This is a genomic window from Streptomyces wedmorensis, assembly GCF_000716445.1.
GTDB lineage: Bacteria > Actinomycetota > Actinomycetes > Streptomycetales > Streptomycetaceae > Streptomyces > Streptomyces wedmorensis.
On the sequence record NZ_JNWK01000145.1, the window covers coordinates 1 to 1,384 of the forward strand.

Annotated in this window: 1 protein-coding gene; it reads right to left on the bottom strand. The window is 68.0% G+C overall.

Features of this window, described 5'->3' with window-relative positions; genetic code table 11:
- Window positions 1-395 precede the first annotated feature (395 nt).
- A protein-coding gene (locus OO54_RS44735; protein WP_425348028.1) for an IS5 family transposase occupies window positions 396-1,327 on the bottom strand; the annotation gives its coding sequence in 2 pieces (ribosomal slippage) (window positions 396-947 and window positions 950-1,327; 930 coding nt in all).
- Window positions 1,328-1,384: the final 57 nt, after the last annotated feature.

A 1,384-nucleotide genomic window follows, 5' to 3' on the forward strand; every position in this document is an offset into this window, starting at 1 on the left:
CTAGGTCCTGTCCGGCCGATCAAGGCCGGCCCTAGGGGTTCTGCAAGGATGCTGGGATGCAGCACCTGCCGGATGACCCGTCGCTCCTGCCCGCCCCGTGGTGGGTGCCCGATGGTGGCATGCACGACTTCGAGCTTGAACTGAATCGCGAGCTGCCCCCTGGACACCCCCTGCACGGAGCAGAGGCCACCGCTGCGGCACGATGCGAAGGATGCGACGACGTCCTGTTCAGGGTCGCGAACCGGCCGTTGCCCTGGGCTGTGGTTCACCTGACGTGGACGGGTCGCGAAGAACGTGCGCCCTGGCCGATGACAACGCCGCTTGCAAGCTTGGCCGAGCTCCTCACCGAGTGGGCCGACCACGGCTGCAACGACGCCGAGGCATCGGCTCCGGGATCACGTTCGTAGCCAGATCGCGACGGACGCCGCAGTGGCGGTGCCGAGGAAGACGTAGCCGCGTTTGTCGTAGCGGGTCGCGACGGCCCTGGACTGCTTCAGGCGGTTGATCGCCCGCTCGACGGTGTTGCGCTTCTTGTACCGCTCCTCGTCGAAAGCGGGTGGCCGTCCGCCGCGGGAGCCTTTGCGCAGGCGGGCGGCCTGGCTGTCGGTTTTCTCCGGGATCGTGTGGCGGATTCCCCGCCGTCGCAGGTACTCGCGGATGGGACCGTTGCTGTAGGCCTTGTCGGCAGCGAGGCTGTCGGGCTTCTTGCGTGGTCGGCCCAGGCCTTGTCTGGGTACTCGGATCTTTTCCAGGACCGGCTTGAACTGGGTGCAGTCTGCCCGCTGGCCTGGGGTGATGACCAGGGACAGCGGGCGGCAGCGGCCGTCCGCGCTCAGGTGGAGCTTGCTGGTGAACCCGCCCCGCGAGCGGCCCAGGCCCTCGCCTCCAGCACCACCTCCACCAGGCGGGCGACGAGACTCTGCCACGGTGTCTCGTCCTGGTGTTCCATCCCTTCGGCCCCCTTTACTCCCGGGGCTGGAGGCGCATCGGTGCGGGCGCCGGCCGCATGCTGATGCGCGCGGACGATGGTGGAGTCGACGGAGATGTCCCAGTCGATCTCACCCGCCGCATCCGCTGCGGCCTGGACCTGCTGGAGCAGACGTTCCCAGGTTCCGTCGGCCGACCACAGGCGGTGGCGTTCATAGACGGTCTTCCACGGCCCGAACCGTTCGGGCAAGTCGCGCCACTGCACTCCGGTACGGACCCGGTGCAGAATCCCGTCGATCACCTGCCGGTGATCCCGCCACCTGCCACAACGGCCGTTGCTGACCGGCAGGAACGGCCGAAGCCGTTCCCACTCGGCATCCGTCAGATCACCCCGCCCCATGCCCACAGCAACGACTCGGGCACGGAGTAGTCACATGATCGACCGGACAAGTCCTAG